This is a genomic window from Proteus sp. FZP2095, assembly GCF_023701425.1.
Classification (GTDB): domain Bacteria; phylum Pseudomonadota; class Gammaproteobacteria; order Enterobacterales; family Enterobacteriaceae; genus Proteus; species Proteus cibarius.
The window spans coordinates 566,838-589,396 of record NZ_JAMQBJ010000002.1; the positions used below are offsets into that span (position 1 = coordinate 566,838).

19 protein-coding genes and 5 tRNA genes are annotated in these 22,559 nt (G+C 39.2%); 22 read left to right on the forward strand and 2 right to left on the reverse strand.

Annotated features, from left to right (window positions below; translation table 11 throughout):
• Window positions 1–72 precede the first annotated feature (72 nt).
• From proB to NBG71_RS12800, 17 genes are all read left to right on the forward strand, one after another.
• Window positions 73–1,176: a glutamate 5-kinase gene (gene proB / locus NBG71_RS12720; RefSeq protein ID WP_036911879.1), complete on the forward strand. Its 1,104-nt coding sequence runs from the start codon at window positions 73–75 to the stop codon at window positions 1,174–1,176.
• A gap of 11 nt (window positions 1,177–1,187) precedes the next feature.
• Window positions 1,188–2,441, forward strand: a complete 1,254-nt coding sequence (locus tag NBG71_RS12725; RefSeq protein WP_075672401.1) for a glutamate-5-semialdehyde dehydrogenase — start codon at window positions 1,188–1,190, stop codon at window positions 2,439–2,441.
• A 146-nt stretch (window positions 2,442–2,587) separates the two neighbouring features.
• A complete protein-coding gene (aroL, locus tag NBG71_RS12730) occupies window positions 2,588–3,100 on the forward strand; it encodes a shikimate kinase AroL (RefSeq protein ID WP_075672403.1) in 513 nt (170 codons plus the stop codon).
• Window positions 3,101–3,203: 103 nt separating this feature from the next.
• Window positions 3,204–5,363, forward strand: coding sequence for a bifunctional acyl-ACP--phospholipid O-acyltransferase/long-chain-fatty-acid--ACP ligase (aas, locus tag NBG71_RS12735; protein WP_083629080.1), 2,160 nt, complete (start codon window positions 3,204–3,206; stop codon window positions 5,361–5,363).
• Window positions 5,363–6,562 (forward strand): lysophospholipid transporter LplT, encoded by a 1,200-nt coding sequence (lplT, locus tag NBG71_RS12740; protein ID WP_099659854.1) that lies wholly within the window; start codon window positions 5,363–5,365, stop codon window positions 6,560–6,562. Before aas ends, lplT begins: the two co-directional genes overlap by 1 nt.
• A 36-nt stretch (window positions 6,563–6,598) precedes the next feature.
• Window positions 6,599–7,105, forward strand: a complete 507-nt coding sequence (gene pncC, locus NBG71_RS12745; RefSeq protein ID WP_075672407.1) for a nicotinamide-nucleotide amidase — start codon at window positions 6,599–6,601, stop codon at window positions 7,103–7,105.
• Window positions 7,106–7,212: 107 nt separating this feature from the next.
• A complete protein-coding gene (gene recA / locus NBG71_RS12750; RefSeq protein WP_075672409.1) occupies window positions 7,213–8,283 on the forward strand; it encodes a recombinase RecA in 1,071 nt (356 codons plus the stop codon).
• A 904-nt stretch (window positions 8,284–9,187) separates the two neighbouring features.
• Complete coding sequence (alaS, locus tag NBG71_RS12755) at window positions 9,188–11,815, forward strand: alanine--tRNA ligase (protein WP_250916903.1); 2,628 nt, start codon at window positions 9,188–9,190, stop codon at window positions 11,813–11,815.
• A 221-nt stretch (window positions 11,816–12,036) separates the two neighbouring features.
• Window positions 12,037–12,225: a carbon storage regulator CsrA gene (csrA, locus tag NBG71_RS12760; RefSeq protein WP_004244778.1), complete on the forward strand. Its 189-nt coding sequence runs from the start codon at window positions 12,037–12,039 to the stop codon at window positions 12,223–12,225.
• A gap of 464 nt (window positions 12,226–12,689) precedes the next feature.
• Window positions 12,690–12,782 (forward strand) — tRNA-Ser (locus NBG71_RS12765).
• Between the two features lie 9 nt (window positions 12,783–12,791).
• Window positions 12,792–12,868, forward strand: a tRNA-Arg gene (locus tag NBG71_RS12770).
• 89 nt (window positions 12,869–12,957) lie between these two features.
• Window positions 12,958–13,034, forward strand: a tRNA-Arg gene (locus NBG71_RS12775).
• 55 nt (window positions 13,035–13,089) lie between these two features.
• A tRNA-Arg gene (locus NBG71_RS12780) sits at window positions 13,090–13,166 on the forward strand.
• A 51-nt stretch (window positions 13,167–13,217) separates the two neighbouring features.
• Window positions 13,218–13,294: transfer RNA gene (locus NBG71_RS12785), tRNA-Arg, on the forward strand.
• Window positions 13,295–13,479: 185 nt separating this feature from the next.
• Window positions 13,480–15,060 carry a glutamate--cysteine ligase gene (gshA, locus tag NBG71_RS12790; RefSeq protein ID WP_075672413.1) on the forward strand — a complete coding sequence of 527 codons (1,581 nt, stop codon included), beginning with the start codon at window positions 13,480–13,482 and terminating at the stop codon, window positions 15,058–15,060.
• Between the two features lie 162 nt (window positions 15,061–15,222).
• On the forward strand, window positions 15,223–15,738 hold the full coding sequence (gene luxS / locus NBG71_RS12795) for an S-ribosylhomocysteine lyase (protein WP_006534759.1): 516 nt from the start codon (window positions 15,223–15,225) through the stop codon (window positions 15,736–15,738).
• 193 nt (window positions 15,739–15,931) lie between these two features.
• Window positions 15,932–16,681: a hypothetical protein gene (locus NBG71_RS12800; RefSeq protein ID WP_250916904.1), complete on the forward strand. Its 750-nt coding sequence runs from the start codon at window positions 15,932–15,934 to the stop codon at window positions 16,679–16,681.
• Window positions 16,682–16,725: 44 nt separating this feature from the next.
• Here the strand turns inward: NBG71_RS12800 and NBG71_RS12805 are convergent, their stop codons facing one another.
• Together NBG71_RS12805 and NBG71_RS12810 are read right to left on the reverse strand one after the other, a co-directional pair.
• Window positions 16,726–18,000 carry an HlyC/CorC family transporter gene (locus tag NBG71_RS12805; RefSeq protein ID WP_075672417.1) on the reverse strand — a complete coding sequence of 425 codons (1,275 nt, stop codon included), beginning with the start codon at window positions 17,998–18,000 and terminating at the stop codon, window positions 16,726–16,728.
• Between the two features lie 35 nt (window positions 18,001–18,035).
• Window positions 18,036–18,836 (reverse strand): cytochrome C assembly family protein, encoded by an 801-nt coding sequence (locus tag NBG71_RS12810; RefSeq protein WP_250916905.1) that lies wholly within the window; start codon window positions 18,834–18,836, stop codon window positions 18,036–18,038.
• A 173-nt stretch (window positions 18,837–19,009) separates the two neighbouring features.
• Between NBG71_RS12810 and ffh the strand changes: the two genes are divergently transcribed.
• From ffh to rplS, 5 genes are all read left to right on the forward strand, one after another.
• Window positions 19,010–20,371 (forward strand): signal recognition particle protein, encoded by a 1,362-nt coding sequence (gene ffh, locus NBG71_RS12815; RefSeq protein WP_023580979.1) that lies wholly within the window; start codon window positions 19,010–19,012, stop codon window positions 20,369–20,371.
• A 137-nt stretch (window positions 20,372–20,508) separates the two neighbouring features.
• Complete coding sequence (rpsP, locus tag NBG71_RS12820; protein ID WP_004244772.1) at window positions 20,509–20,757, forward strand: 30S ribosomal protein S16; 249 nt, start codon at window positions 20,509–20,511, stop codon at window positions 20,755–20,757.
• A gap of 18 nt (window positions 20,758–20,775) precedes the next feature.
• A complete protein-coding gene (rimM, locus tag NBG71_RS12825) occupies window positions 20,776–21,321 on the forward strand; it encodes a ribosome maturation factor RimM (RefSeq protein WP_006534751.1) in 546 nt (181 codons plus the stop codon).
• 38 nt (window positions 21,322–21,359) lie between these two features.
• A complete protein-coding gene (trmD, locus tag NBG71_RS12830; RefSeq protein WP_006534750.1) occupies window positions 21,360–22,112 on the forward strand; it encodes a tRNA (guanosine(37)-N1)-methyltransferase TrmD in 753 nt (250 codons plus the stop codon).
• A 52-nt stretch (window positions 22,113–22,164) separates the two neighbouring features.
• The gene (rplS, locus tag NBG71_RS12835; protein WP_023580978.1) at window positions 22,165–22,518 is read left to right on the forward strand and encodes a 50S ribosomal protein L19; all 354 of its coding nucleotides are present in this window, start codon (window positions 22,165–22,167) and stop codon (window positions 22,516–22,518) included.
• Window positions 22,519–22,559: the final 41 nt, after the last annotated feature.

The following is a 22,559-nucleotide window of genomic DNA, read 5'->3' on the forward strand; positions in this document are numbered from 1 at the left end:
TTGGCATAACGCTTCTCTCCTGATAAAACTGTGTATTATCTTTTTAAATAATCAACAAGAATGGTAAATGTTATGAGTAGCAGCCAAACGCTGGTTGTTAAATTAGGGACAAGTGTACTTACTGGTGGTTCACGACGTCTGGATCAGTCTCATATTGTTGAGCTGGTTCGCCAATGTGCTAAACAACACGAAAAAGGGCACCGGATTATTATTGTCACTTCTGGTGCAATTGCAGCAGGACGCGAGTATTTAAATTATCCTGATTTGCCCGCAACTATTGCGTCAAAACAGTTGCTTGCCGCTGTGGGGCAAAGTGCCTTAATTCAAGTATGGAAACAGTTATTTGCTATCTATGGTATTCATATTGGTCAAATGCTATTAACGCGTGCCGATATTGAAGATAGAGAACGTTTCCTGAATGCGCGTGATACATTACATGCGCTGTTAGATAACCATATTATTCCCGTTATCAATGAAAATGATGCTGTTGCCACCGCGGAAATTAAAGTGGGCGATAACGATAATTTGTCAGCATTAGCCGCTATTTTAGGTGGTGCTGATAAACTGTTATTACTAACGGATATTGAAGGGCTTTACACGGCTGATCCCCGTAGTAATCCAGATGCTAAACTGATCCCTGAAGTTTTTGATATCAATGATGAGTTACGTCAAATGGCGGGTGATAGCGTATCAGGGTTAGGTACGGGCGGCATGGCAACAAAATTGCAAGCCGCAACTGTTGCAGGGCGAGCAGGTATTGATGTTGTTATCGCCGCAGGCGTACAACCGGAAGTTATTGCCAAAGTCATTAATGATGAGCCTGTTGGAACATTATTTCATGGCTTACAAAGCCCATTAGAAGCGCGTAAGCGGTGGATCTTTGGTGCGCCAATTGCTGGTGTGATAGTGGTTGATGAAGGGGCTGAAAACGCAATTAAAGAAAAAGGTAGTTCCCTTTTACCAAAAGGTATCAAAGAAATTAAAGGCGATTTCTCTCGTGGATGTGTTATCCGCATTCAAAGTTTACAAGGTAAAGATCTCGCTCATGGTGTTGCACACTATAATAGTGATGCATTGCGTTTAATAGCAGGACACCATTCACAAGAAATTAGTCAAATTTTAGGCTACGAGTATGGCAGTGTTGCTGTGCATCGTGATGATATGATTGTTAGCTAAGGAGCCTTCTGATGTTAGAACAAATGGGTAAATCTGCAAGAGAGGCATCTTGGCATTTAGCTCAACTATCAACGGAGCAAAAAAATCAGGCATTATTAGTTATGGCTGATTTATTAGAACAACAAGAAGCTTCAATTCTCGCAGCAAATGAAAAAGATATGCAAGCGGCTCGAGAAGCCAATATCAATACCGCTATGCTTGATCGTTTATTACTTAATTCTGCACGTTTAAAAGCAATTGCCGATGATGTACGACAAGTGTGTCGCTTAGAAGATCCAGTGGGTCAAGTTATCGATGGTCGTATGCTAGATAGCGGTTTACGTTTAGAGCGTCGCCGTGTACCGTTGGGTGTTGTGGGTGTTATTTATGAAGCCCGCCCTAATGTCACCATTGATGTCGCTTCTTTATGTTTGAAAACAGGTAACGCGGCTATTCTTCGTGGTGGAAAAGAAACCCATCATACTAACCAAGCGGTTGTTGGGGTAATTCAACAAGCATTAGAAAAATGTGGTATTCCAGCTGGCGCTATTCAGGCAATTGATAAGCCTGATCGTGAGTTAGTCGCTAAAATGCTAAAAATGGATGAGTATATTGATATGCTTATTCCACGAGGTGGGGCAGGATTGCATAAACTTTGCCGTGAGCAATCAACCATTCCAGTTATTACTGGTGGCATCGGTGTTTGCCATACTTTTGTGGATGAAAGCGCAGATTTAGAAAAAGCATTAACGGTTATCGTAAATGCAAAAGTACAACGTCCAAGTGCGTGTAACTCTTTAGAAACGCTTTTAGTACATGAGAATATCGCAGCGTTATTTTTACCGCAGTTAAGTGATGCTATGGCAGCTCAAAAAGTGACTTTGCATTCAAGTGAAAAAGCATTGGCAGGGCTGAAAAAAGGCGGAGCTACTGTTGTTGATGTGAAAGATGCGGATTATTGCGATGAATGGTTATCACTTGATTTAAACGTGGAAGTGGTGAGTAGTTTAACTGAGGCAATTAGCCATATTCGCCGTTATGGAACTGCACACTCTGATGCTATTTTAACGCAATCTATCGCTAATGCTGATCGCTTTGTTCGTCAAGTTGATTCGGCCGCTGTGTATGTTAATGCAAGTACGCGTTTTACTGATGGCGGGCAATTCGGTTTAGGTGCCGAAGTTGCTGTTAGTACACAGAAATTACATGCTAGAGGCCCGATGGGATTAGATGCCCTAACAACCTACAAATGGATTGGTTACGGCGATAATACAATTCGTAGCTAATTGTTAATATGAATAAATAAGCCATACTTTTTCTAAAGTGTGGCTTTATTTTTTTGTTACATCAGGTATGATATTTTATACTTTACAGTATGTAAATTTTTAATTACACCCTTAAAAGGGAACACACTATGGAGATAGTGCATTTTATGGATAGTACAATTTACCTTATCGGACCTAGAGGTGCAGGAAAAACAACAGTAGGTAAAGCACTTTCCCTCTCGTTAAATTATAGATTCATTGATACGGATGATTGGATAACTCAAAAATATCAACAAACTATATCTTCTATGGTTCAAGATAAAGGTTGGGAGTTTTTTCGACAAACTGAATCAGAAGCGCTCATCCAAGTTAGCCAACCTAATCAAGTTATCTCAACAGGTGGCGGTATGATTTTGGCAGATCAAAATCGTGCTTATATGAAATCTTTAGGTGTTATTATTTATTTACAGGCATCTCTTGAAACTTTAGTTGAGCGTTTATCTCAAGATCCGAATGAAGCACAAAGACCAAGTTTAACGGGTAAAACGTTAGTTTCAGAAATGAATGACGTTTTGGCTAAACGTGAACCTTTATATTTGCAATGTGCTGATATTATTGTCGATGCTGGATTACCTATTAATGAGATTATTGAGGTAATTCTCGCAAAACTCACGAAATAATTAAGAAGTCGTCTGATATAAAGGGTAAAACAGGGAACATCTATTTTATTTTCATCACATCCTATTTATAGTAAGGCTAATTATAGCAAAATGAGATATGGATATGATGTTGATAGCGTTTTTTAAAACACTATTTAAATTCTTATTTAGAGTAAGAATTGAAGGACTTGTTAATCAGTTTTCACAATATGAAAAATGTATAATTACACCCAATCATACTTCTTTTATTGACGGTATATTATTACGTTTATTCCTGCCTATTAATCCTGTGTTTGCTGTTTATACCTCTGTTGCTTCTGCAAAAACGACAAGATGGTTAGGTCGTTATGCTGATATCGTACCTTTAGATCCCGCCAACCCAATGGCTGTTCGTCAGTTAGTTAAAGAAGTGGATAAAGGTCGTCCTGTTGTGATTTTCCCTGAAGGAAGGATCACTGTAACAAATGGTTTGATGAAAATTTATGAGGGTGCTGCTTTTATTGCCGCAAAATCAGGCGCTAAAGTTGTTCCTGTCAGAATTGAAGGTGCTGAATTCAGCTATTTTTCACGAGTACGTAAAAGCTTACGAGTAAAGTCTCAATTCTTTCCTAGAATTACCATCAAGGTACTCCCTGCTGTTGATTTACCGATGCCAAAAGCTGAAAAATCTTCTGAACGTCGCCGATTAGCAGGTGAAGCCATGCGTGACATCATGATGGAAGCCATCATGCAAACGCGACCTAATATCACGCTGTATGAAGCGTTTTTACAGGCAATGTCTCAATATGGTCGATTTAGTCCACTAATTTCTGATATCAGCCTAAAAGAAGATTCTTATCAAGGGTTATTGAAAAAAACGCTAGGGATCAGCCGATTGATTGAGCGCTACACAGAGCCCAAAGAGCGTATCGGTTTACTGCTTCCAAATACAACCGTCACAGCGGCTGCACTATTAGGTGCAACAATGCGTCAACGTGTTGTTGCAATGCTTAACTACACGGCGGGTAGTTTAGGTGTACAAAATGCGATGAAAGCCGCATCAATCAAAACTATCTTTACATCACGCCAATTTTTAGAAAAAGGGAATTTGTTACATATTCCTGAGCAAACCCCTGAAGCAAATTGGATTTATCTTGAGGATCTAAAAGACACGGTTACCAGTGAAGATAAACGCTGGATCTTTAAACATCTCATTACGCCTAAAAAAGCGATGTTACCGCAAGACGCAAATGATGCTGCCGTTATTTTATTTACATCAGGCTCAGAGGGAACACCTAAAGGTGTTGTTCACAGTCATTCAAGTTTATTGGCTAACGTTGATCAAATTCGTGCAATTGCTGACTTTTCACCGAAAGACAAATTTATGTCAGCATTGCCGTTATTCCATGCATTTGGTTTAACTGCTTGCTTGCTGACTCCAATTTGCTTGGGTGCACGCGTTTTTCTTTATCCAAGTCCGCTACACTATCGAGTCGTGCCTGAATTGGTCTATGACCAAAACTGTACGGTATTATTCGGCACATCAACCTTTTTAGGAAACTACGGAAAATTTGCTCATCCTTATGATTTTGCCAGAGTCAGATATGTGGTTGCTGGGGCTGAAAAGCTCTCTGAATCAACCCGTGTTTTATGGCAAGAGAAATTCGGTATTCGTATTTTAGAAGGTTATGGCGTAACAGAATGCGCACCTGTTGTTTCAATCAACGTACCTATGAGTGCCAAAGCTCATACAGTGGGGCGTTTATTACCCGGTATGGAAGGGCGCTTAATTCCTATGAATGGTATTACTGAAGGCGGTAGGCTACAACTACGTGGCCCTAACGTAATGATGGGATACTTACGTGTAGAATCACCTGAAAAATTGGAAGTCCCTGTAGCAACCAATGCTGAAGGTATTGACGAAGAAGGTTGGTACGACACCGGTGATATCGTTTCTATTGATAGTGAAGGTTTTTGTACTATTAAAGGGCGTGTAAAACGCTTTGCAAAAATTGCGGGTGAAATGGTTTCTCTTGAGGGTGTTGAGCAGCTTGCTCGTAAAGCATCTAAAGGTGAGCACGCCGTTGTGACAATAAGTGATAAACGCAGAGGTGAATCATTAGTACTGTTCACAACTGATAAGCAATTAGATCGTAGTACGCTGTCAACATTGGCAAAATCGGAAGGTGTTGCTGAAATTGCTGTACCAAAGGATATTCGTTTTATCAAAGAAATTCCTGTTTTAGGAAGTGGGAAAACGGATTTTGTCTCATTGAAAAAACTTGCTGAACAGGAAAATAACTAATGTCAGAGAATATTAGCCAGCCTCCTTTAATGAGTAGGGGAATGAAAGCGGTATTGGTATCGCAATTTCTTTCTGCTTTTGCTGACAATGCATTATTGTTTGCGATCCTCGCTCAGTTTAAATCGGCACTTTACCCAGACTGGAGCCAGCCTGTTTTACAAATGGTCTTTGTGCTGGCTTTTATTCTCTTAGCACCTTTTGTAGGACAGTTTGCTGATCGTAATCCTAAAGGTAGGGTTATGCTCAGTGGCAACCTTCTAAAATTCGTAGGCGCATTTCTTATCTGTGTAGGCTCAGATCCTTTCCTTGGTTATGCCTTAGTTGGAATTGGTGCCGCTGTTTATTCTCCTGCTAAATATGGCATTTTGGGTGAATTAACAGATGGCGAGCGTTTAGTTAAAGCAAATGGCTTAATGGAAGCATCTACCATTGCCGCTATTTTACTGGGATCAGTTATTGGTGGTTTACTCTCAGACTGGAGTATTGTTTTTGCATTAGGTGTTTGTGCAGCAATGTATGGCTTAGCTGTATTTGTTAACTTTGGTATACCTAAATTATCAGCAGCTCAAATTGGCCGTGGTTGGAACATTAAAAAAATGTTCATTCAGTTTCTTGAGGCTACACGTACTTTATGGGCTGACAAAGAAAGTCGTTTTTCTTTAGTGGGAACTAGTATGTTTTGGGGCGCAGGAGTTACATTGCGCTTTTTACTTGTTCAATGGGTACCTATTGCTTTAGGTATGACTGACAATACGACCCCTACTGTATTAAATGCGATGGTTGCTATCGGGATTGTGGTCGGTGCTGGATTAGCTGCTAAATTTGTGACACTGAAAACAGTGCGTCGTTGCATGCCTGCTGGTATTTTAATTGGTCTTGGTGTTGTTTACTTCTCATTGCAAACTTCAATTATTCCATCCTATCTAATCCTTATCATCATCGGTATTTTTGGTGGTTTCTTTGTCGTTCCTCTGAATGCGCTATTACAAGACAAAGGAAAGCACAGTGTGGGTGCTGGTAATGCCATCGCTGTACAGAATCTTGGTGAAAATACAGCAATGCTATTAATGCTTGGATTATTCTCACTGGTTACGAGCATTGGCGTATCCGTCGTTGCTATTGGGATTGGCTTTGGTGCTATTTTTGCCTTAGCAATTGGTGGTTTATGGTTATGGGATTGCACCAGAAAGAAATCTTAAATAATGAGATTTAGAATAGAGGTTAGATGAACCTTAATGATAAATTACGATGAAATGACCCGCTTAAGTATTGAGGTGGGTAAAGTGTTAATTGAAAAGAAGAGTACGATAACAACTGCTGAATCTTGCACTGGCGGATGGATTGCGAAAGTTATCACGGATATTGCAGGAAGTTCTGAATATTATCATCGTGGCTTTGTAACATATAGCAATGAAGCAAAGCATGAAATGATAGGCGTTGATGAGCAAACTTTGCTTAAATACGGCGCGGTGAGTGAAGAAGTAGTTCTTCAAATGGCTAAAGGGGCTCTGATAACAGCTAATGCAGATTTTGCAGTATCAGTTAGTGGTATTGCAGGCCCTGGTGGCGGGAGTGAAGAAAAACCTGTTGGTTTAGTTTGGTTCGGCTTTGCAATGAAAACACCAAAAGGTATTCAAGCTACGGCAAAACACTGTATATTCAGTGGTTCACGAGAGCAAGTAAGAGCTGATTCTGTTATTTTTTCTTTAAAATCAATAATTAAAGAAATTATTAATAATTAACTTGATACTGTATGATTATACAGTATAATAAATTTCAACAAGCAAAATCATATACGTTTTAATGGTAGTGACCCATATTTATGTTTCACTGCCCAGAGGGAGATAACATGGCTATTGATGAAAACAAACAAAAAGCATTGGCCGCAGCACTTGGTCAAATTGAAAAGCAATTTGGTAAAGGGTCTATCATGCGTCTGGGTGAAGATCGTTCCATGAATGTTGAAACCATCTCTACGGGTTCTTTATCATTAGACGTTGCTTTGGGTGCTGGTGGTTTACCACGCGGTCGTATTGTTGAAATCTATGGTCCTGAATCTTCTGGTAAAACTACGCTAACACTACAAGTTATTGCAGCAGCTCAACGCGAAGGTAAAATTTGTGCATTTATCGATGCTGAGCACGCTTTAGACCCTATCTATGCTAAAAAACTGGGCGTAGATATTGATAACCTTCTATGTTCTCAGCCTGATACTGGTGAGCAAGCCTTAGAAATTTGTGATGCATTATCTCGTTCTGGTGCTGTTGATGTTATCGTTGTTGACTCCGTTGCCGCTTTAACACCAAAAGCAGAAATTGAAGGTGAAATTGGTGATTCACACGTTGGTCTAGCGGCTCGTATGATGAGCCAAGCTATGCGTAAATTAGCGGGTAACCTGAAAAATTCCAACACATTACTTATTTTCATCAACCAAATTCGTATGAAAATCGGTGTTATGTTTGGTAACCCTGAAACCACAACAGGCGGTAATGCACTTAAATTCTACGCTTCTGTTCGTTTAGATATTCGTCGTATCGGTTCTGTTAAAAACGGTGATGAAGTTGTTGGTAGTGAAACTCGTGTTAAAGTGGTGAAAAATAAAATTGCAGCACCATTTAAACAAGCTGAATTCCAAATTATGTATGGCGAAGGTATCAACACCTTTGGTGAACTGATTGATTTAGGTGTTAAACATAAATTGGTAGAGAAAGCGGGGGCATGGTACAGCTACAATGGTGAAAAAATTGGTCAAGGTAAAGCCAATGCAACAACTTACCTAAAAGAACACCCTGAAATGTACGATGAGTTAAACACCAAATTACGTGAAATGTTATTAAATCATGCTGGCGAATTTACTAGTGCAGCTGATTTTACTAACAATAGCGATGATGCAGCAGATATTGAAGAAAAAGAAGAATAATTCTTTTGCCAATACTCAAATTGCTAAATTGAATACGTATTAAAACATATTACGATTATTGTAGTTGTAAAACACTAGTCAATTAATGTGATTTAACTCACTTAAAAAAGGAAGCTCTAAAAAGGCTTCCTTTTTGCTATATATCGTATTTTTTATTCAAAATAGGGCTCAAATTAGTCTTACTTTGTTTTCTCCCTATGAAAAATAGCCTTTAACACTACTTTATTTAATATAACGATATTTTTTACTAACCTGATTTTTGTAGTTGTATGAAATTTTATATAGTGAAATTTTGGTGATATATCCTTATAGATAATTAATCTAAATAAGAATTATTACGATAATCTGGTTACACCAGATAGTAAATAATTGACATATAAAGATAAATATCTTCAAGATATTTGGATCTAATTTAAATTGTATTCAACGGTTTGTTGAGATGTAAGGTGAATTTTATACTGACAAGTGCTTTTATTTTAGTAAGTTATCGTACTCTTAATATCTTATTTAAGTAATAGTGTTTATGTGTTTGTGACTAATTACCATGAGAAAAAGAGATTATTTGGAGAAAGGAAACGTATAGAGAGTAGCCCCATAAAAAATCAGTAATAACAAATACTTTTTAATAATTACAAAATGAAAATACTTTCAATTGTTAACATTTCTCAAAATAATTGCTCTTAAATAGAGAAAACTCCCATTCTCAGATAACAATCCCACTTTCAGAAAAAAACTAGACGATTTACAATGTCAACACGAATAAGTTTATCGGGGGTTTTACTTCTGACAGAAGAAATTCTATCTTATCCCTACTTATGTATTCGTTGGCTAAGTAGAGGTAACAATAAACCTCCTCTAACTAGATTTCTAATTTCTGTTTTTCCAGCTTGATTTCGGGATAATTATGAGCAAAAGCACCGCTGAGATCCGTCAGGCGTTTCTCGACTTTTTTCATACTAAAGGACATCAAATAGTACCTAGCAGTTCTTTGGTTCCAAATAACGATCCAACATTGCTGTTTACAAACGCAGGGATGAACCAATTCAAAGATGTGTTTCTTGGATTGGATAATAGACCTTATTCCCGAGCGACAACCGCGCAACGCTGTGTGCGCGCAGGTGGTAAACATAACGATTTAGAAAATGTGGGCTATACCGCTCGTCACCATACCTTCTTTGAAATGCTAGGTAATTTCAGTTTTGGTGACTATTTCAAACATGATGCGATCAATTTTGCTTGGGAATTATTAACAAGCAAAGAGTGGTTCAACTTACCTAAAGAAAGACTTTGGGTAACGGTATATGCCACCGATGATGAAGCTTATGATATTTGGAATAAAGAAATTGGTATTCCGGCAGAAAGAATAATCCGTATTGGTGATAACAAAGGCGCACCATTCGCATCAGATAACTTCTGGCAAATGGGGGATACTGGCCCTTGTGGACCTTGTACTGAAATATTTTATGATCATGGTGACCACATTTGGGGCGGGCCTCCAGGATCACCAGAAGAAGACGGTGATCGCTATATTGAGATTTGGAACATCGTCTTCATGCAATTTAACCGTAAGTCAGACGGTACAATGGACCCATTACCAAAACCTTCTGTTGATACAGGTATGGGATTAGAGCGTATTACCGCTGTTTTACAGCATGTAAACTCTAACTATGACATTGATTTATTCCGTTCTTTAATTAAATCTGTTGCTCAAGTGACTAATGCAACGGATTTAGAAAATAAATCATTACGCGTTATTGCCGATCATATTCGTTCTTGCTCATTCCTTATTTGCGATGGCGTTATCCCTTCTAATGAAGGCCGTGGCTATGTTCTGCGTCGTATTATTCGTCGTGCAGTACGTCATGGTTATATGCTTGGCGCTAAAGATACCTTCTTCTATAAGCTAGTGGCTCCATTAATTGAAGTTATGGCAGAAGCTGGTGAAGAATTAAAACGCCAACAAGCCATCGTTGAAAAAGTATTAAAAACAGAAGAAGAGCAGTTTGCTCGTACGCTAGAACGTGGTCTTCAACTATTAGATGAAGAACTTGCTCAATTAACAGATGACGTTCTTCCAGGTGAAACGGCTTTCCGTCTTTATGATACCTATGGTTTCCCTCTTGATTTAACTGCCGATGTTTGTCGTGAAAGAAATATCAAAGTTGATGAAAAAGGCTTTGAAGTCGCGATGGAAGAGCAACGTAAACGTGCTCGTGAATCTAGCGGTTTCGGTACTGACTATAATAGTTTAATTAAAGTGGATAGTCGCAGTGAGTTCTCTGGTTATGATCATGATGAACAACAGGGCACAATTACCGCTATTTTCCATAACGGACAATCAGTCACTGAATTAAAAGCAGGTGAAGAAGGCATTATCTTCTTAAATAAAACCGCATTTTATGCAGAGTCTGGTGGCCAGGTTGGTGATAAAGGTGTTCTAACAGGCAAAGATAGCTTGTTTGAAGTCACAGATACGCAAAAATACGGTAAAGCTATTGGTCATATTGGTAAAGTTAACGTAGGGTCATTTATTGTTAACCATAAAATCAATGCCACTATTGATATTGCTCGTCGTGACGCTATTCGTTTAAATCACTCTGCGACGCACTTATTGCACGCAGCATTGCGCCAAGTTCTGGGTACGCATGTTACTCAGAAAGGTTCTTTAGTTAACGATAAATATCTGCGTTTTGACTTTTCTCATTTTGAAGCGGTTAAACCAGAACAATTACGACAAATTGAAGATATTGTAAATGCGCAAATCCGTCTTAACTCACCAGTTGTCACTGAGTTAATGGATCTCGAAGATGCAAAAGAAAAAGGTGCAATGGCACTCTTTGGTGAAAAATACGACGAACGAGTTCGTGTTTTAACAATGGGTGACTTCTCTACTGAGCTTTGCGGCGGTACTCACGCTTCTAGAACGGGTGATATTGGTTTATTCCGCATTGTCAGTGAGTCAGGTACGGCAGCTGGTATTCGTCGTATTGAGGCGATTACTGGTATTGCAGCAATTGAGAGTATTCATGAACAATCAGATCTTATCTCTCTTGTTGCACAAGTTCTAAAAAGCGATGGAACAAATTTGGTCGAAAGAATCAAAACAGTTCAAGAAAAACATCGTTTATTAGAAAAAGAACTTCAACAACTAAAAGATCAGCAAGCTGCTCAGGAGAGTTCCTCTTTAGGTAGCCAAGCTAAAAACGTGAAAGGTATCAAACTTTTAGTTCGTGAGCTTAATGGTGTTGAGCCAAAAATGTTAAGAACAATGGTTGATGATTTAAAAAATCAATTAGGTTCTGCAATTATTGTGCTTTCTACTATTTCTGATGGTAAAGTGAGCTTAATTGTTGGGGTCACTAAAGATTTAACTGCTAAAGTTAAAGCTGGTGAGCTAATTAGTTTTGTTGCACAGCAAATTGGCGGTAAAGGTGGCGGTCGCCCTGATATGGCTCAAGCTGGTGGTACTGACGTTGAAGCTTTACCAGCAGCTTTGGCAAGTGTTGACGAGTGGGTTGAATCGCATCTGTAAGCGGTAGCAACCTGAAAAAAGGCGCTATCCCTGTTTGTGTAGGGATAACGCCTTATAGAGATATTGGTAATTCGTTAAATAATCAATCACTAAATTTATATTTTGTTATGAAGTATGAGTTACTTGTGATAAATAATGATTATACGAATTGACAATGTATGATGGATAATGGCCGGGAAATTCTAGAGACCCGACTCTTGTAAATTTTCAAGGAGCAAAGAATGCTTATTCTAACTCGTCGAGTTGGTGAAACGCTTATGATAGGCGATGATGTGACCGTAACCGTTTTAGGGGTTAAAGGTAATCAGGTACGGATTGGCGTAAATGCACCCAAAGAAGTATCTGTCCATCGTGAAGAGATCTATCAACGAATTCAGGCCGAGAAAACTCAGCCTACTGATAACTACTAAACCAATTCCTATTTTTAGTTAGTTACATTCATTCGTAAGCGTCCACACTTTTGCCGGGTTTGGGCGCTTTTCTCTTTATAAGACTTTTGATTCCCTTCTTTGTTCCTATCTTTGCTCTCCTTGAGCTGTATTTATTATTGCACTATCCGTTTATTCTGATTGACAGAATTGAAAGTCTTTTTACCTCTAATCATTCGCTTCACAATTATTTGCTCTGTGAATAAATTTATTTACTAAGAGAATAAAATACTTGAATGATTTTTCATCAGCGATATCATTGTGTTTAGGACTTTTTTAGCCAATCTTGATGATAAACGCATCAGTTTGTTTGTGAAGTGTTCAAACAAACGTATATTCGTAAAAAGTTGAGAAAAATTGTTTGACTTCTTAGGCTGAGAAAGTAATATGTGCGCCACACAGAGACGAGATGTTCAGTAAGAACTTCTTCGAGTGGTTCTAAATATGGTGAGATGGCCGAGAGGCTGAAGGCGCTCCCCTGCTAAGGGAGTATGCGGTCAAAAGCTGCATCGAGGGTTCGAATCCCTCTCTCACCGCCATTTAGATTTGCATCCTTAGCTCAGCTGGATAGAGTACTCGGCTACGAACCGAGCGGTCGGAGGTTCGAATCCTCCAGGATGCACCATATTCCAACCCCATGATTAATGTATGGGGTTTTTATTTTGGTGCAAATGGTGAATAATTTGCATTAAAAGCGTAAAGTATTACAACGGCGCATCCTTAGCTCAGCTGGATAGAGTACTCGGCTACGAACCGAGCGGTCGGAGGTTCGAATCCTCCAGGATGCACCATCTCATTACTCAGATTGCCAGTTGCAATATGAGCAGCTAGAAAGATAACTACGACGCATCCTTAGCTCAGCTGGATAGAGTACTCGGCTACGAACCGAGCGGTCGGAGGTTCGAATCCTCCAGGATGCACCATCTTTTATTAGATATCTTAGTTTAATTATTTCTAGCAAAAACGTCAGACCTGCATCCTTAGCTCAGCTGGATAGAGTACTCGGCTACGAACCGAGCGGTCGGAGGTTCGAATCCTCCAGGATGCACCATCTTAAAAGCCTCGCTAATTGCGGGGCTTTTTGCTTTCTAGCGTTCTCTTATTTTTCATCATATTACGTCTTTGTGTAGCACCAACTAACAATGCTAACATCATCTAATCAGCGACAATTTAGTGACTTTGCGATAAAGTAACTCCTATCTATTTACTAACATCAATCAACGCGGGAGGTCACCTTTGATCCCGGACGTATCAAAAGCGCTTTCTTGGTTGGAAGCACACCCTAAAGTTTTATGTGGAATCCACCGTGGTATAGAGCGTGAAACCTTAAGAGTTACGCCAGAAGGTAATTTAGCATCAACAGAGCATCCTATTTCATTAGGTAAATCATTAACTCATAAATGGATCACAACTGATTTTGCTGAGTCTCTATTAGAGTTTATTACACCTGTTGATGACAACATTGCACATACCTTGCATTTTTTAGGTGATTTACATCGCTATACAGCACGTCACTTAGATAATGAACGTATGTGGCCTATGAGTATGCCTTGCTTTATTGAAGCGGAAGATAAGATTACGCTGGCTCAATTTGGCACATCTAATGTTGGGCGTTTTAAAACACTCTACCGTGAAGGGCTTAAAAATCGTTATGGCGCGTTAATGCAAACTATTTCAGGTGTGCATTACAACTTCTCACTGCCTATCGAGTTTTGGCAAGCCTGGGCAAATGTAAAAGATGAAGAGAGTGGGAAAGAGGCGATTTCAGACGGTTACTTGCGTCTAATTCGTAACTACTATCGCTTTGGCTGGATCATTCCATTCTTCTTTGGTGCATCACCGGCAATTTGTGGATCTTTCTTGAAAGGAAGAGAAACAAATCTACCATTTGAAGACACGCCTAAAGGGGCGAAGTATTTACCTTATGCAACTTCATTACGTTTAAGTGATTTAGGGTATACCAATAAATCTCAAAGCGATTTAGATATTACCTTTAATCATCTTGAAACTTACGTTAAAGGGCTGAAAAAAGCGATTCATAAGCCTTCTGAAGAGTTTGCTAAATTAGGTGTTAAGAAAGACGGTGAGTATATTCAGTTAAACACCAATGTGTTACAAATTGAAAATGAACTCTATGCACCTATTCGTCCTAAGCGTGTAGTTAAAGGTGATGAATCACCTTCTGATGCATTATTACGTGGTGGTATTGAGTATATCGAGGTTCGCTCACTTGATATCAATCCATTTACACCAATTGGTGTTGATGAAACTCAAATTCGCTTTCTTGATTTATTCCTTATCTGGTGTGTATTAGCTGATGCTCCAGAGATGAGCGCCTCTGAATTAGCGTGTTGCCGTTCAAATTGGAATAACGTTATTCTAGAAGGGCGTAAGCCGGGTCAAGTTATTGGAATGGGTTGTGGCGAAAGAAAAGAGCCACTAGCGCAAGTTGGTAAAGCCTTATTTGCAGATTTAGAACGTGTTGCTAATGTTCTTGATTGCTGTTCAGGCACTAAATATATGGAAGTTTGCGTTAAGTTAGAAGAAATGTTTGATAATCCTGAATTAACTTTCTCTGGCAGACTTTTAGACAAAATTAAAACACAAGGCATTGGTGGTTTTGGCTTGTCTTTAGCTGAAGAATATTACCAAGAATTAATTAAAACACCTTATGAAACGTTAACTGATGAAGCTTTTGATCATGAGAGAATTTCATCCATAAAACGTCAAGAAGAGTTAGAAAAGAGTGATACCATTTCTTTTGATGAGTATTTGAAGATCCATGCGGGGACAAACACCGATAACGTGGCTTCCTAAACTTAGATAGAAAAAAGCCACACTAAGATTTGTGTGGCTAAAAAATTCTATAGAGAAATAGGGATGATAACAATTTGCGCGTATTCATTACTATGACCGGGCTACTTGCAGAAAGTTTCATTTTTTCTTAAAAATATTTAAATTTTTCTTAGGAGGTTTTTTATGCCTTTATTGGATAGCTTTACTGTTGACCATACTCGTATGTCAGCACCTGCTGTACGCGTTGCTAAAACAATGAAAACGCCATCAGGTGATACCATCACGGTATTTGATTTACGTTTTACTGTGCCTAATAAAAAAGCCATGCCTGAGAAAGGAATTCATACATTAGAGCATCTGTTCGCTGGATTTATGCGTAACCATCTTAATGGTAATGGTGTTGAGATAATTGATATTTCTCCAATGGGATGCCGTACAGGCTTCTACATGAGCTTAATTGGACAACCTGAAGAGCAACGTGTAGCTAATGCATGGAAAGCAGCAATGGAAGATGTTCTGAAAGTAAAAGATCAAAACCATATCCCAGAGCTGAACGTGTACCAATGTGGTACTTATGAAATGCATTCACTGACAGAAGCTCAAGATATTGCACGCGATATTTTATCTCATAGCATTGGCATTAATCATAATGATGAATTAGCACTGCCTGAAGAGACTTTAAAAGAGCTGCATATCTAAGCGATAGTCAATTTATGACGTTAGGGGATAATAGATCAGAAAATTCGCATTCTGATTTATTGTCTCTTTTTTATTTCTACCTCCTTTATTATTTTTCTTTTCTCTACTCCATTGTTTTATTTTCTTATCTTCTTATATTGTTAGCACAGTAATGGATTAAATTTATGCTTAATACACGGAGTACACTTCTGTTATGGAAAATCACAAATTCTCATCACCTAAATTAGTGTTAGAGTTTTTTGTTCGAGAATTTTATTTTGTAGGTAAATGCACATTACGTACTCAATTTCCTAAAGATGCCTTTTTCTATCAGGGGCGTTCTAAAGCACTTGAATATCGTTACTTAGAACGAGCTCACAAAAAGTATGTTAAACGCACTCAGTGCGAACCAGAGCTTATTATTAAGCCTGATTCGTTACTATTCTCGTCCGAATTCAATGCTGAATTATTTGCTAAGATCACTAAACCACAAACAAACACCATAATGAAAATAAGTGGTGATTATCTTTATAAAGAAAAAGATGAAGAGCAATATCGTTGGTATTTTCAACAAGATGAAATTAAAACAAACAGTTATAGCGGTGAGAACTCACAGTTAAAATATGAAAATATTCGTAGCTTAGCCCCTCATCATTTTAATATTGAAGCGATAAACGATGAGGGGGCACTTATTACTAATTTTCCGCGCAAGTCCCTTTCTCTTACTTTGAATAAAGGAGAGACAGCATGTTTTATTTGTAGGCGTGAAGAGTATGGCGCTGATTATTCTTATCAGCCTGCATTAAACTTAGTTATGTGGATTAAGAATCATGGTTTCTATTCTGATTATCAACAATTAAAGCCAACAAAACTAATGCAAGAGCAAGCAATAGAGCCTTTCTATATGAAACCCGCCAGAGAGTTTGATTTTCGTAATAGCAAGTTACGATTTGAACTAGGATAAACAGTAAAAAATAAGCGCCTTAGAAGGCGCTTATTTTGTATTCACTAATGATGTGGGATTGAAAGGTGGCGAATTAACGCCTTTTTGATGACGTTATCCTGAACTTCAAGTATCTCAAATTCGTAGTCACTGACTTTTATTTTATTACCGACAATAGGTAAGTCACCTAGCTCTTCAATAATGACACCATTGATTGTTCGAGCTTCATCTTCAGGTAAATGCCAACCAAAAGCTTTATTGATATCTCGAATATTTGTTGTGCCATCAACTAATAATGAACCATCTTTTTGAGGGATAACTTCTTCTGCTAAAGAAGGGGACATCGAGGTAGTAAAGTCACCTACGATCTCTTCAAGAATATCTTCAACGGTTACTAAACCTTGAATTTCACCATATTCATCAACCACTACACCCGCTTTTTCATTATTACGTTGGAAGTTGACGAGTTGCAGGTTTAACGGTGTACTTTCTGGAATAAAATAGATTTTATCGGCAGCTTTCATCAGAATTTGTTTGGTAAACTCTTTTTTCTCAGTCATTAAGCGATAAGCTTCTCGTACTCGCAACATACCAATCGCATCGTCAAGAGTATCACGATAAAGCACAATTCGACCGTGAGGAGAATGAGTTAACTGTCTTACGATAGATTTCCACTCGTCATTGACATCGATACCAAAAATTTCATTTCTTGGCACCATAATATCGCCAATCGTCACTTTTTCTAAATCTAAAATCGATAGCAACATATTCTGATTTCTTTGCGAAAGCTTTGATTTAGATTCATTAACGATAGTTCTTAACTCTTCTTTTGATACCGCATTTCCCTGTATTACTGGGGATTTTATACCAAAAATACGCATCAGTATTAATGTGATTTTATTAAAAAACCAAACAATAGGCAGCATCAGTTTTTGCAAAGGAGAGAGAATTACGCTACTTGGATAAGCAACGCGCTCTGGATAAAGTGCCGCAATTGATTTTGGAAGCACCTCAGCAAAAATAAGAATAACAAAGGTCAGCACACCGGTGGCTATTGCTACACCTGCATCACCGTATAAACGCATACCAACAATGGTAGCTAGTGCAGATGCAACAATATTAATCAGATTATTGCCAATCAATACTAAACTAATCAATCTGTCAGGACGTTGTAATAATTTTTCCACACGTTTTGCAGAGCGGTTTCCTTGTTTTGCAGCATGACGAAGACGATAGCGATTAATCGTCATCATACTGGTTTCAGTCCCGGAAAAATAAGCTGAGGCAATAATCATACATACAAGTATGATAATGAGCGTAGTTGTCGACACATGCTCCAAAATTGAGATCCTTTTGCTACCCTAAAAATAGAAAATTAATTAAGCACTAGCTCTTGTAATAAACGATTACCAAAAAAAGCTAATGTTAAAATAATAGCGCCAATCAAATTAAAGATAATGACTTTCTTTCCTCTCCATCCTTCTCGGAAATGCCCCCATAATAAAATGATGTAAACAAACCAAGCAATGATAGAGAAAATAGATTTATGGATATTTTCTTTACCAAAAATATTATCCATATACACCAAACCAGTACATAAGGTCAGTGTCAGTAATACCACACCCACTTGTGTGATATGAAACATTTTACGCTCAATTGACATTAATGGTGGCATTTGAGGTGAGAATTTTAGTTTCTTATTTTTTAGTTGATAGTCAAGCCAACTAAGTTGTAAGGCATATAAAGCGGCAATTAACAGTGTGGCATAGCTTAATAAAGCCAGCCCAATATGAATAAAGAGTGAGGTGCTACTTTCAAGATGTGTAACAAATTCACCTGGCATTAATGCTGCAATAACAAGATTGACTATTGCGAAACAATAAACAATAGGCAGTAAGAACCATGCTCGGCCACGAGAAGCCACAATCGTCATAATAACGCAGACCATCAGGCTAACAATTGCACCTAGATTGGTGAGTGAAAGATTCTGTCCGCTGTGAGGGCGGAAAATTAAAAATTTTAATGAAATGGCATGTGCAATAAGTGCAATTACCGCAAATAGTAGAGCTAATCCGCGGTATCCATTCTGCTTTTTTCGTAACAGACCGGGCAAAAACAGCACCAGACTGAGTAAATAAGCGCAGACAGCGACGATAGAGATTGATATAACGGGCATAGTTTCGCTTACATATATTGTTTGAATAACTTCCTAGTATAGCGCTAGGAGCATACGGCTCCAACTATTGAAGTCATTAAGCTTAAATCTCTATGCAGAGATCCGCGAGTCATCGTGATATAATCGGTGGCATACATGACCGATAAGCCCAACTTTAACACTGAGCTAAGATAATGTTTGAGAATTTAAGTGACAGACTATCGCGCACATTGCGCAATATAAGTGGTCGAGGAAGACTGACCGAAGAAAACATTAAAGAGACACTGCGTGAAGTGCGTATGGCTTTATTAGAAGCCGACGTCGCCTTGCCTGTGGTTCGTGATTTTATTGCGCGCGTTAAAGAGAGCGCAGTAGGGCATGAAGTTAACAAAAGCCTGACACCAGGTCAGGAGTTTGTGAAGATTGTTCAAAATGAACTCGTCAATGCGATGGGGGAAGTGAATACTGACCTTGATCTATCAGCACAACCGCCAGCTGTAGTGTTAATGGCAGGTTTACAAGGTGCCGGTAAAACGACCAGTGTCGCAAAATTAGGTAAGTTCTTAAAAGAGAAAAAGAAGAAAAAAGTTCTTGTTGTTTCTGCTGACGTTTATCGCCCAGCAGCGATTAAACAGCTTGAAACGTTAGCCGAAACGGTTGGCATTGATTTCTTCCCTTCGACTGTTCAAGAAAATCCAGTCACAATTGCAAGTAATGCATTAAAACATGCACAACTTCAATTCTATGATGTATTGCTGGTGGATACAGCCGGTCGTTTACACGTAGATGAAGGTATGATGGAAGAGATCCAACTTCTCCATAAAGCCATTAATCCAGTTGAAACCCTGTTTGTTGTTGATGCCATGACGGGGCAGGATGCGGCAAATACAGCAAAAGCATTTAATGAAGCATTGCCACTGACAGGGGTTGTGTTAACCAAAGTTGATGGCGATGCGCGCGGTGGTGCGGCATTATCAATTCGCCATATCACCGGTAAGCCAATTAAATTCCTCGGTGTTGGAGAAAAAACAGAAGCCTTAGAACCTTTCCACCCAGATCGTATCGCCTCTCGTATTTTAGGTATGGGTGATGTTCTTTCTTTGATTGAAGACATTGAAAGCAAAGTTGATAGAGCCCAAGCTGAAAAGTTAGCGACAAAACTTAAAAAAGGTGATGGCTTTGATCTAAATGATTTCTTAGATCAATTAAAGCAAATGAAGAACATGGGTGGCATGGCGAGTATGTTAAGCAAAATGCCGGGTATGTCTCAGGTGCCAGATGCAGTAAAATCACAAATGGATGATTCAATTTTAGTGAAAATGGAAGCGATTATTAATTCCATGACTAAAAAAGAACGTCAAAAACCGGAAATCATCAAAGGTTCCAGAAAACGCCGTATTGCAGCGGGTTCAGGAACACAAGTGCAAGACGTCAACCGTTTGTTAAAACAGTTTGATGATATGCAACGTATGATGAAAAAAATGAAAAAAGGTGGCATGGCTAAGATGATGCGTAGCATGAAAGGTATGATGCCACCTGGATTCCCAGGCCGATAAAATCAAAAAGCCTGAAAAAAAACGTGCTTTGGATTGCTTTTTTCGCCAAAGTGAGTAAACTTTTCGGGCTTTTTATATGACAACCGGACTCCGTTCCTCGATGGCGTCTGGTTGTTTTATTAACTAATGAGGATGTTATGGTAACAATTCGTTTAGCTCGTGGCGGCGCAAAAAAGCGTCCGTTTTATCAAGTAGTAGTAACCGATAGCCGTAATGCGCGTGATGGTCGTTTCATTGAGCGTGTAGGCTTTTATAACCCACTGGCAACCGGTAATGCAGAAGAATTACGTTTAGACGTAGACCGTGTTGAACACTGGGTTGCTCAAGGCGCAACAGTTTCAGAACGTGTTGCTGGCCTGATCAAATCAGCGAAGAAAAGCGCTTAATCTGTCGCGGTGGTAATAATGAGCGAACAAAAAACCTTAAAAGAGCCTGTAGAACCTATTGTTATGGGTAAGTTGGGCTCACCTTACGGGATCCGTGGTTGGCTCAGAGTTTTTTCCTCCACCGAACACGCCGAAAACATTTTTGAATATCAACCGTGGTTTATTCAGCGTCATGGACAGTGGGAAACCATTGAAATTGAAAGCTGGAAACATCACAACCAAGATATTATCGTCAAGCTAAAAGGTATTGATGACAGAGATGCGGCCAATTTCCTGACTAATTTTGAAATTGTCGTGAATGCTTCGCAACTTCCAGAACTTGAAGGTGAATATTACTGGAAAGATCTGATGGGTTGTCATGTAGAAACTGATAAAGGCTATGATCTGGGTGTCGTTACAGACATGATGGAAACGGGCTCAAATGATGTCATGGTAATTAAAGCGAATCTGAAAGATGCGTTCGGTATCGGGGAACGGTTAGTTCCGTTTCTTGATGGGCAGGTTATCAAGAAAGTCGATCTCTCAGCGAAAAAAATTATCGTTGATTGGGATCCTGGTTTTTAGATTATCCGGTTAACGGTTCTCAATAGTGGGACACAAAAATGTGGATTGGGGTAATTAGCCTATTTCCAGAAATGTTCCGCTCTATAACCGAGTACGGGGTGACTGGTCGGGCAGTGAAGCATGGTCTGCTCAATGTAGAATGTTGGAATCCCCGAGATTTTACATACGACAGACACAATACCGTTGATGATCGTCCTTATGGCGGTGGTCCCGGTATGTTGATGATGGTTCAACCTTTAAGGGAAGCCATTCATCAAGCGAAAGCTGCGGCAGGTGATGGAGCAAAGGTGATTTATTTATCACCTCAGGGACGCAAACTCGATCAACAAGGAGTTTGTGAACTGGCAACAAATGAGAAGCTAATTCTAGTTTGTGGTCGGTATGAAGGTATAGATGAGCGTGTCATTCAGACTGAAATCGATGAAGAGTGGTCTGTAGGTGATTACGTATTAAGTGGTGGGGAATTACCTGCCATGATAATGATAGATGCAGTAGCGCGCTTTGTACCGGGTGTCCTCGGACACGCAGCCTCTGCGAAAGAAGATTCTTTTGCTGAAGGTTTACTGGATCATCCTCATTATACTCGCCCAGAGGTTTTAGATGGTATGGAAGTTCCGGCAGTTTTACTGTCAGGCAACCATGCTCATATTAATCGCTGGCGTATGAAACAATCACTGGGTCGAACCTGGCTAAGAAGACCTGAGCTTCTGGAAAGCCTAGCTCTGACTGACGAGCAAAGAGTGCTGTTAACAGAGTTCCAACGGGAACATCTGTCAGGAACAGCAGAGTAAGTCTGACACAAGATGTCATTAATATCAGTTTACCTAGGGTAAGAGAGTTATTATGAGCAATATTATTAAACAAATCGAACAAGAACAGATGAAGCAAGATGTTCCTTCATTCCGTCCTGGTGACACTTTAGAAGTTAAAGTATGGGTTGTTGAAGGTTCTAAAAAACGTCTGCAGGCATTCGAGGGCGTGGTTATCGCTATTCGTAACCGCGGTCTGCACTCTGCATTCACTGTTCGTAAAATTTCTAATGGCGAAGGTGTTGAGCGTGTATTCCAAACTCACTCTCCAGTCGTAGATAGCATCACTGTTAAACGTCGTGGTGCGGTTCGTCAAGCTAAACTGTACTACCTGCGTGAGCGTTCAGGTAAGGCTGCTCGTATCAAAGAGCGTCTTAACGCTAAATAATACGCTTTCGCACATCCGAAAGTTATTGTTAAAAGGTCAGC

Coding starts and splice junctions, on each gene's coding strand:
- recA (WP_075672409.1), top strand. CDS start 7,213: ATGGCTATTGATGAAAACAAACAAAAAGCATTGGCCGCAGCACTTGGT.
- NBG71_RS12725 (WP_075672401.1), top strand. CDS start 1,188: ATGTTAGAACAAATGGGTAAATCTGCAAGAGAGGCATCTTGGCATTTA.
- proB (WP_036911879.1), top strand. CDS start 73: ATGAGTAGCAGCCAAACGCTGGTTGTTAAATTAGGGACAAGTGTACTT.
- rplS (WP_023580978.1), top strand. CDS start 22,165: ATGAGCAATATTATTAAACAAATCGAACAAGAACAGATGAAGCAAGAT.
- csrA (WP_004244778.1), top strand. CDS start 12,037: ATGCTTATTCTAACTCGTCGAGTTGGTGAAACGCTTATGATAGGCGAT.
- ffh (WP_023580979.1), top strand. CDS start 19,010: ATGTTTGAGAATTTAAGTGACAGACTATCGCGCACATTGCGCAATATA.
- trmD (WP_006534750.1), top strand. CDS start 21,360: ATGTGGATTGGGGTAATTAGCCTATTTCCAGAAATGTTCCGCTCTATA.
- aas (WP_083629080.1), top strand. CDS start 3,204: ATGATGTTGATAGCGTTTTTTAAAACACTATTTAAATTCTTATTTAGA.
- rpsP (WP_004244772.1), top strand. CDS start 20,509: ATGGTAACAATTCGTTTAGCTCGTGGCGGCGCAAAAAAGCGTCCGTTT.
- luxS (WP_006534759.1), top strand. CDS start 15,223: ATGCCTTTATTGGATAGCTTTACTGTTGACCATACTCGTATGTCAGCA.
- lplT (WP_099659854.1), top strand. CDS start 5,363: ATGTCAGAGAATATTAGCCAGCCTCCTTTAATGAGTAGGGGAATGAAA.
- aroL (WP_075672403.1), top strand. CDS start 2,588: ATGGATAGTACAATTTACCTTATCGGACCTAGAGGTGCAGGAAAAACA.
- NBG71_RS12810 (WP_250916905.1), bottom strand. CDS start 18,836: ATGCCCGTTATATCAATCTCTATCGTCGCTGTCTGCGCTTATTTACTC.
- NBG71_RS12800 (WP_250916904.1), top strand. CDS start 15,932: ATGGAAAATCACAAATTCTCATCACCTAAATTAGTGTTAGAGTTTTTT.
- pncC (WP_075672407.1), top strand. CDS start 6,599: ATGATAAATTACGATGAAATGACCCGCTTAAGTATTGAGGTGGGTAAA.
- alaS (WP_250916903.1), top strand. CDS start 9,188: ATGAGCAAAAGCACCGCTGAGATCCGTCAGGCGTTTCTCGACTTTTTT.
- rimM (WP_006534751.1), top strand. CDS start 20,776: ATGAGCGAACAAAAAACCTTAAAAGAGCCTGTAGAACCTATTGTTATG.